Origin of the sequence: Amycolatopsis bullii, assembly GCF_014654205.1 — a bacterium.
GTDB lineage: Bacteria > Actinomycetota > Actinomycetes > Mycobacteriales > Pseudonocardiaceae > Amycolatopsis > Amycolatopsis plumensis.
The window spans coordinates 124,197-132,549 of the sequence record NZ_BNAW01000022.1; the positions used below are offsets into that span (position 1 = coordinate 124,197).

9 protein-coding genes are annotated in these 8,353 nt (G+C 70.4%); 5 read left to right on the forward strand and 4 right to left on the reverse strand.

The window, feature by feature from the left end; translation table 11 throughout:
* Window positions 1-139 precede the first annotated feature (139 nt).
* Window positions 140-2,353, reverse strand: a complete 2,214-nt coding sequence (locus IE317_RS24095; RefSeq protein ID WP_191313593.1) for a (Fe-S)-binding protein — start codon at window positions 2,351-2,353, stop codon at window positions 140-142.
* A 156-nt stretch (window positions 2,354-2,509) separates the two neighbouring features.
* Between IE317_RS24095 and IE317_RS24100 the strand changes: the two genes are divergently transcribed.
* Both IE317_RS24100 and IE317_RS24105 read left to right on the forward strand, forming a co-directional pair.
* Window positions 2,510-3,070, forward strand: coding sequence for a TetR/AcrR family transcriptional regulator (locus IE317_RS24100; protein WP_167384557.1), 561 nt, complete (start codon window positions 2,510-2,512; stop codon window positions 3,068-3,070).
* A 21-nt stretch (window positions 3,071-3,091) separates the two neighbouring features.
* Complete coding sequence (locus IE317_RS24105; protein ID WP_191313594.1) at window positions 3,092-3,529, forward strand: GNAT family N-acetyltransferase; 438 nt, start codon at window positions 3,092-3,094, stop codon at window positions 3,527-3,529.
* Here IE317_RS24105 and IE317_RS24110 read toward each other — a convergent pair.
* From IE317_RS24110 to IE317_RS24120, 3 genes are all read right to left on the reverse strand, one after another.
* On the reverse strand, window positions 3,526-3,684 hold the full coding sequence (locus IE317_RS24110) for a DUF397 domain-containing protein (RefSeq protein ID WP_191313595.1): 159 nt from the start codon (window positions 3,682-3,684) through the stop codon (window positions 3,526-3,528). The genes IE317_RS24105 and IE317_RS24110 overlap by 4 nt on opposite strands.
* Window position 3,685: 1 nt before the next feature.
* On the reverse strand, window positions 3,686-4,525 hold the full coding sequence (locus IE317_RS24115; RefSeq protein WP_191313596.1) for a helix-turn-helix domain-containing protein: 840 nt from the start codon (window positions 4,523-4,525) through the stop codon (window positions 3,686-3,688).
* Window positions 4,526-4,606: 81 nt separating this feature from the next.
* Window positions 4,607-5,140 (reverse strand): YbhB/YbcL family Raf kinase inhibitor-like protein, encoded by a 534-nt coding sequence (locus tag IE317_RS24120; protein WP_191313597.1) that lies wholly within the window; start codon window positions 5,138-5,140, stop codon window positions 4,607-4,609.
* Window positions 5,141-5,314: 174 nt separating this feature from the next.
* On the opposite strand from IE317_RS24120, the gene IE317_RS24125 reads away from it, so the two are divergent.
* The 3 genes from IE317_RS24125 to IE317_RS24135 all read left to right on the forward strand — a co-directional run bounded on the left by IE317_RS24125 (window position 5,315) and on the right by IE317_RS24135 (window position 7,856).
* On the forward strand, window positions 5,315-6,085 hold the full coding sequence (locus tag IE317_RS24125) for a DUF4097 family beta strand repeat-containing protein (protein WP_191313598.1): 771 nt from the start codon (window positions 5,315-5,317) through the stop codon (window positions 6,083-6,085).
* 27 nt (window positions 6,086-6,112) lie between these two features.
* Window positions 6,113-6,346, forward strand: a complete 234-nt coding sequence (locus IE317_RS24130) for a hypothetical protein (protein ID WP_191313599.1) — start codon at window positions 6,113-6,115, stop codon at window positions 6,344-6,346.
* A 67-nt stretch (window positions 6,347-6,413) separates the two neighbouring features.
* Window positions 6,414-7,856 carry an alpha/beta hydrolase gene (locus IE317_RS24135; protein ID WP_191313600.1) on the forward strand — a complete coding sequence of 481 codons (1,443 nt, stop codon included), beginning with the start codon at window positions 6,414-6,416 and terminating at the stop codon, window positions 7,854-7,856.
* The last annotated feature ends 497 nt before the right edge of the window (window positions 7,857-8,353 follow it).

Here is an 8,353-nt window from a genome sequence, read left to right on the forward strand (position 1 = left end):
CCCAGCTAGCGGGCCTGTCGAGCAGGACAAAGATGTGACAACGGGTAGCGGAATGGCTACCTGATCACCAATCTTCGTGATCACGAAAACGGCCCCGGCCAGGAGACCTGACCGGGGCCGTGCGTTCTCGGGAAATGTGTCACTCTTCCGCGAGCGACGGCGCTCCCAGCGCGATCGGCTTCGGTTCCGGCTTGCGCTTGACCGACTCCAGCAGCATCTGCGCGACGTCGACGATCTCGACCTTCTCGCTCGCCGTGCCGTCGCTCTGCCGCGCGGTGAGGCCGTCGTTCAGCATCACCTTGCAGAACGGGCAGCCGGTCGCGATCTTCGACGGCGCGGTGCCGAGCGCCTCGTCGACGCGCTCGATGTTGATCCGCTTGCCGATCTTCTCTTCCATCCACATCCGAGCGCCGCCGGCACCGCAGCACATCGACTTGTCGCCGTGCCGCGGCATCTCGCGCAGCTGCGCGCCGGTCGCGCCGACCAGCTCGCGCGGCGCCTCGTACACCTTGTTGTGGCGGCCGAGGTAGCACGGGTCGTGGTAGGTGACGTCCTCGGCGACCGGCGCCACCGGCACCAGCTGCTTCTCGCGCACCAGGCGGTTCAGCAGCTGCGTGTGGTGCACGACGTCGAACTGGCCGCCCAGCTCCGGGTACTCGTTGGCGAGGGTGTTGAAGCAGTGCGCGCAGGTCACTACGACCTTGCGGGCCTTGCGCTCGCGGCCCTCGAACACCGAGTTCAGCACCTCGACGTTCTGCTGGGCCAGCATCTGGAACAGGAACTCGTTGCCGGCGCGGCGGGCCGGGTCACCGGTGCAGGTCTCCTCCGAGCCGAGCACGGTGTACTTGACGCCCGCCATGTGCAGGAGCTCCGCGACCGCCCGCGTGGTCTTCTTCGCGCGGTCCTCGAACGCGCCCGCGCAGCCGACCCAGAACAGGTACTCGGCGTCGCCGAGGTCGCCGTCGAAGACCGGGACCTCGAAGTCCAGGTCCTCGGTCCAGGCCAGCCGGTCCTTGGCGTTCTGGCCCCACGGGTTGCCCTTGTTCTCCAGGTTCTTGAACATGCCGTTCAGCTCGCTGGGGAACGCCGACTCGATCATCACCTGGTAGCGGCGCATGTCGACGATGTGGTCGACGTGCTCGATGTCGACCGGGCACTGCTCGACGCAGGCGCCGCAGCTGGTGCAGGACCACAGGACGTCCGGGTCGATGACGCCGCCGTCGTCGCCGACCAGGGCCTTCTGCGACTCGGCGATCGCGAGGACGTCGATCCCGGCGTACATGTTGTCGCCGGAAAGACCGACCTCGTCGCCCGCCATGTCGCGCTTGCCGCCGGCCAGCAGGTACGGCGCCTTCGCGTAGGCGTGGTCACGCAGCTGCGTGATGACCAGCTTCGGCGAGAGCGGCTTGCCCGTGTTCCACGCGGGGCACTGCTCCTGGCAGCGGCCGCACTCGGTGCACGTCGAGAAGTCCAGCCAGCCCTTCCAGCTGAAGTCCTCGATCTTGCCGACGCCGAAGGTGTCCTCGTCCGGGTCGGCTTCCTCCAGGTCGAGGACCTTGCCGCCGCTCATCATCGGCTTGAGCGCGCCCAGGGCGACGCCGCCGTCGTCCTCGCGCTTGAAGTAGATGTTGAAGAAGGCGCTGAAGCGGTGCCACGCGATGCCCATGGTCATCGTGCGCGCGACGACGATCAGCCAAACCGTGGCGCTCATCAGCTTGACGAACGCGAAGATCGTCACCAGGTTCGGGCTGGGCGGCAGCAGCTGGCCGATCGGGTTCGAGACGAAGGACGCCCACAGCGGCCCCTCGTGCGTGTCCAGCGCGGACTTCGCGGCCCGGACGCCGATGATGCCGATGCCCTCGATGAGCACGACGGCCTCGACGAAGTACGCCCACTTGAAGTTCGAGCCGGCGAACCGGCTCTGGCGGTCGGCGCGGCGCGGGTGGTTGCGCTGCCGGATGGCCATCAGCACCAGCGCGCCGACGATCGTGCCGAGCCCGAGCAGCTCCATGAGCAGCTGGAACGGCGGGAAGTCGTCGAGGATCGGCCAGCCCCACGTCGGCACGAAGACCTCGCCGTAGGCCTCGAACAGGGCCAGCGAGCCGATCAGGAAGCCCCACATCACGAGCCAGTGGGCCGGCCCGACGCTGCGCTTCCGGTTCATCCGGGTGTGGCCGGCGAACTCCTTGATCAGCGTCTTCATGCGCGGCATGAACGGCCCGTTGCGCGTCGAGTCGGGCTGGCCGAGGCGGATCACCCGTACGAAACGGGCGATGGTCGCGGCGAACATGCCCCAGGCGACGAGGCCGAGCACGACGGAGATCCCGCCGAGCGTCAGTTGCAGAGCGCCCATCGTTCGGGTGCCTTTCGTCCGGGAAAAACTGTGGTGGTGCCGGGAGACTAACCGTCCTTACTGATGAGTAACCCGTTGAGTGGCCTTAAGTCCCACCGATGTGGTGTACGTCGCTCTTTATTTTGGGACGATCGTTCAGGTAGTTTTCACCCTATGGTGAAGCTCCAAGTCGACGGCCGGAAGGCGCGCGGCGAGAAGCGGCGCACCGAGCTCATCGAGGCCACGCTGCGGATCATCGAGCGCGACGGCGTCGCGGGCGTCACGCACCGGACGGTCGCGGCCGAGGCCGGGGTACCCACGACGTCGACGACCTACCACTTCTCGTCGCTGGACGACCTGCTGGTCGCGACGCTCATTTCCTGCGCCCGCGACATGGCCACCGAGGTCTACTGGATGATCGACCGGGCCCGGTCGCGCGGGTCACGCGGCGCCGAAGAGGTCGCGGCCCTGCTCGCCGAGGCGCTCGGGCCGCGGCGCGGGCGCACGATGGCCGAGTACGAGCTGTACCTCCTGGCCGCGCGGAAGCCGGAGCTGCGGCCGGCCGCGCGCCGCTGGCTGGACGTCCTGACGTCGATGGTCCGGCACGACGACGAGGTGGCGTTCCGGGTCTTCCTCGCGGGCATCGACGGGCTGCTCATCCAGGGCCTGATCGACGACGAGCCGCCGTCGGCCGAGGAGCTGCGGCCGGTGGTGGACTACCTGCTGAAACCACGTTGACGACGGTCTTAGTTTCGGAGCATGCGGACTTTTGGCGACTACGAACTCGACGACGACCGCGCGCGGCTGGACCTCGACGTCGTGTGGAAGTTCCTCTCCACCGAGGCCTACTGGGGCCGCTGGCGCACGCGTGAGCAGGTCGAAGCCGCCATCGACGGCTCGTGGCGGGTGGTCGGCGCCTACCGCGACGGCTCGATGGTCGGTTTCGCTCGCGCGTTTTCCGACGGCGTCTCGTCCGCCTACCTCGCCGACGTCTTCGTCGTCGACTCCGCCCGCGGCAGCGGTCTCGGCAAGGAGATCGTGCGCGAGATGATCGACAACGGGCCCGGCGCGCAGTTCCGCTGGATGCTCCACACCGCCGACGCGCACGGCCTGTACCGCCAGTTCGGCTTCGCCGAGCACACCCGGGGGCACTACCTCGAGCGCGAAGGGCCGAACTCGGCGAACTTCGTCGGCTAACGCAGGTCGTCGAGGAGGGCGTCCCACGATCGGGTGGATGTTTCGAGCGTTCCGCCCTGGCGGTCCTTCGTGTCACGGATCCGCACCACCTGGGCGAGCGCGACTTCCACGCACTCGGCCTCTTGCCCGGTGTAAGTCGACTTCCGCCAAGTCACGTCAGGCCTCCAGTTCGGCGATCACCCCCTCGATGAAGGCGCGCGATTCGTCCACGTCCAGCGCGAGGGATCCCATAGTCTTCGCGGCGGACTTGTAGTCCGTCACCTGATCCTCATCGTAGATGTAGGCGCTGCCGCGATGCTGGTCCAAGAAGACGATGGCGGGCAGGTCCGAGTACTCGAAGACGCTGAACGAGCCGTTGAGGCCCGGGTGAAATCCGCCGCCGGACGGCACGACCCGCACGGCCAGCCGCCGCGGGAGACCGACAAGGTAGCGGAGCTGTTCGGTCAGGATCTCCGTCCCGCCGATCTCCTGCCGGAGTGCGGCTTCGCCGAGCACGATCGAGTACTCCGGCGCGCGGTGCTCGCGCATGGCCGTCTGCCGGATCGTGCGCACCCGCAGCCGCTGCTCGACCAGCTGGGGAGCGGAGCCGCCGTAGGCCAGGATCGTCCGCGCGTAGTCCGGCGTCTGCAGCAGCCCGTGCACGAGCATCGGCTGCCAGCTGAAGATCGCGACCGCCGTGCGCTCGTACTCGGCCAGCGACGTCAGGATCGCCGGGGCGTCGGGCATCTCCTTCTCCAGCCAGTTCGGTTCACGCGCGGTGCGCGCCAGCTCGAACAGCCTGTCGCGCTCCTCGCCGAGCACCCGCAGCTGCCCGAGCAGGAGCGCGACCTCCTCGATCCTCGGCACCCGCAGGCCGAGCTCCCAATTGGACAGTTCCGCCGCGTGCACGCCGGTGGCGCGGGCCAGCTCGCGCAGCCCGTACCCGCGCGCCTTCCGCGCTTTCCGCAGTCCGAACCCCAGTGCTCTGGACCGGGGTGTCGCTATCGGTGGTGGCATGAGCGCAGTGTGTCATCGAGGTTCGACAAAAACGGGCCCGGCTCCGTTGCCGATCCGCAACAGTGCCGGGCCCGGGAAAGCTCAGCCTTTGTTCTCGTAGATCGGCGTGATCACGGCGCGGGCCAGCGTGTGCCCGAACATGTTGAAGCCGAGGAACGCCGGCGTCGCGTCCTCCGGCACGTCCAGCTTGTCCAGGTCGAGGGCGTGCACCGCGAAGTAGTAGCGGTGCGGGCCGTGCCCGGGCGGGGGCGCGGCGCCGAGGAACTGCTTGACCCCGCCGTCACCCTTCAGCGTCACCGCGCCTTCGGGCAGGCCCGAGCCGTCGCCCGCGCCGGACGCCAGCTCCGTCACCGACACCGGCACGTTGAACACCGCCCAGTGCCAGAACCCGCTGCCGGTCGGGGCGTCCGGGTCGTAGCAGGTGATCGCGAAGCTCTTCGTCTCCGCCGGGAAGCCCTCCCACGCCAGGTGCGGCGACCGGTCCTCGCCGCCGGCGCCGAAGATGCCCGACAAATGCGGCGTGGCCAGGGTTTCGCCGTCGGCGACGTCGTTGCTGCGCAGGGTGAACGACGGCACTTCGGGCAGGGATTCGTACGGGCCGGGTGCTTGCGGCATGGATCCTCCTGATCACGGAACTGGAGAGACTTTCGCCAGGTTATGCCCCCGAGCACCACCCGTCTCAGGGAGGGATCTCAGGGTCTTTCGGGGGGATACCCCCATGTACGGCCCGCTCACCCCGCCCTAACGTTTTCTCACGCAGAGGAAACAACACTGAGGGGACCAACGACCATGGCGCGCCCGCTTCTGGCTCTGGGTGGCATCGTTCTGATCGGCGTCGGCCTGGCGACCGCGCTCGGCTGGGGCTGGGGTTCGAAGTACGAGAACACCAGCACCGTTTCGCAGACCATCCGCAGCGTGAAGCTGGAAGGCGACTCGGGATCGGTGAAGATCCGCACCGGCTCGGGGCCGTCGACGGTGCGCGAAGAGGTGCACTACAACTGGCGGAGCAAGCCGGAGGGGTCCTTCTACCGCGTGGTCGGCGACCAGCTGGTGCTCGGCACGTGCGACACGAACTGCACGGTCGACTTCGAGGTCGTCGTGCCCGCGGGAGTGCCCGTCACGGGGAACCTCGACTCCGGTGGGCTGGACATCGCCGGGGTGTCGAGTGTGGACGTTCAGTCCGATTCGGGACACGCCCGCGTCGAGGAGGTTTCCGGTGCGGTGAAGCTGCGGCTGTCCAGCGGCTCGATCGACCTGCGGGACGTCGGCGAGGTCCGGCTGCAGAGCGACTCCGGCAGCGTCACCGGCCGCGGCGTGCGCGGCCCGGTCGACGTGACGGCCTCGAGTGGCAGCGTCGACTTCACGCTGGCCCAGGCGAACGACGTGAAGGTGCACGCCGACAGCGGCAGCATCGAGCTGGCCGTGCCGGGTGGTCCGTACCGTATCCAGGGCAGCAGCGACAGCGGGCACCGCGAATTCGACGTCCCGACCGACGGTTCGGCTCAGCACCTGCTGGACCTGACCACCGAGAGCGGCAGCGTCACGGTCCGCGCGGCCTGACTTTCCTTTTACGACGGGGGATTTTCGATGGGCAGGATCGAACGGCGCGTGCTGGTGGCCGCACTGCTGGGGGCGGTCACGATGTTCGGGGTCTTCGGCTTCGCGCGGGGCGGGACGGCGGAAACGCCGGCGCAGGGAGTGCCGGTCCCCGCGAATTACCACTATCGAGTGACTTCTTGGGTGGGATCTCCCGCGGAAGTCGTTGTGCAACAAGGAAATCCGGATTTCTTCCTCTCCTCCTGGACCGCCCGCCGCTCCTGAACTGTCGGTGGCCGCTGTTAGGAAGGAAGCACGCCGAAGGCCGGCGTGGGCAGGGGGAGGAAACATCATGGACGTGCGCCGGATCGTCGCGGTCATCGCGGCGGTCGTGGTCATGGCAGCGGTACCGGCCGTCGCTTCGGCGTCGGTGCTGATGTGGCATCCGTGCGCCACGCAGCAGGAGCCGTCGGCGGAGTGCGCGACGGTCGAGGTGCCGATCGACCGGGCGCGGCCGGAGCTGGGGTCGGCGCAGCTGCAACTGGCCCGGCTGCCCGCGCGCGATCCGGCCCACCGGATCGGCTCGCTGCTGGTGAACCCGGGAGGGCCGGGCGGCTCGGGGGCGGGTTTCGCGCAGTTCGGCGGGCTGGCGTCGCCGGAGCTCGATGCGCTGCGGCAGCGCTTCGACGTCGTGGGGTTCGACCCGCGCGGGGTTTGGTACAGCACGCCACCCATCACGTGCGATGCGGCGACGCTGTTCGACCCGGCGCTGGACCGGTTCCCGTCGACGCGGGCGGGGTTCGACGCGCTGGTCGCGCACAACCGGAAGGCGGGCGCGGACTGCCTGGCGCGGACCGGGCCGCTGCTGGCCCACGCGGACACGCAAAGCGCGGCCGAAGACATCGAGACGATCCGGGTGGCGCTCGGCGAGCCCCGGATTTCGTGGCTGGGTCTCTCGTACGGCACCGAGCTGGGCGCGGTCTACGCGTCGAAGCACCCGGGCCGGGTGCGGGCGATGGTCCTCGACGGCGCGATCGACCACGCGCGGCCGATGAACCAGGCGATCCTCGAGGAGGCCGCGGCCACCGAGGACGCTCTGGTCCGGTTCGCGGTCTGGTGCCGAGGGGCGGCCGACTGTGCTTTGCGTGGCCGGGACGTCCTCCGTTTCTACGACGACGTCGTGGCGCGGGCGGCCCGCGGCGGGATCTGGTCGAGCGACCTGGGCCGCCCCGCGACGGCCGACGAGGTCTCGGCGGGGGTGTACGGCCACCTCTACATCCGGGGTGACTGGCCGATGCTGGGCAAGGCCCTGGCCGCGGCCGGCGGTGAGTTCCCGGACGCGCGCGGGCTGACCGAGCGGAGCCAGTTCCTGTCCCCGCTCTATGCGGCGTACCGCGCCATCGCCTGCCACGACTTCCCGTCGCCGTTCACCGGACCGGCGGACATGGGCCTCATGGCGGGGCTGGTTCGCGCGGTGGCGCCGCACAGCTGGCGGTACTCGGAGTACTGGGACTTCGCCAGCGGCTGCACGGGCTGGCCGGTCCCGCCGAAGAACCCACCCCAGGCCCACCCGGTGCACGGCGCCCCGCCGATCCTGGTGGTGGGCGGCGCCCACGACCCGGCGACACCGCTGGCCTGGGCCCGCGGACTGGCGGCGAGCATCGACGGCGCGGCCCTGCTGACCCGCACGGACGACGGGCACACGGGGCTGTTCAACTCCGCGTGCGCCCGGGCGGCCGAGGTGGCGTACCTGGTGGATCGGGTCGTGCCGGGTCGCGGGGCGGTCTGCCGGTGAGGTGGTCGGGGCGGGACCATCCGCTCGGGGGCCGGGGGCCGGGGGCCGGGGGCCGGGGGCCGGGGGCCGGGGGCCGGGAGCCGGGAGCTGGGCCGGGCTGGGTCGGGTTCGGGGCGGGGCGGGGCGGTGCCGAGGCTGCTGCCGGGGCCGGGGCCGGGGCCGGGCCGGGGCCGGGGCGAAGCGGTGCCGGGGGCCGGGGGCCAGAGGCCGAGCGATGGAGCGGTCGGGGGCCGGGCTGGGTCGGTCCGGTGCCGGGGGCGAGGTCCGGGAGTCGGGCGCCGAGCGATGGAGCGGCCGGGGGTTCGGGCCGGGGTGGGCCGGGCCGAGAGCCGGGGTCAGGGCCGAGGGCCGGGAGGCCGGAGGTCCGGGAGCGGGGCGCCGAGCGATGGAGCGGCTGGGCGCCGGGAGCCGGGGCCGGGGCCTGGGCCGCTGCCGGGGCCGGGCGATGGAGCGGCCGGGGGCCTGGGCGGCTGCCGGGCCTCGCGATGGGAGCGGCC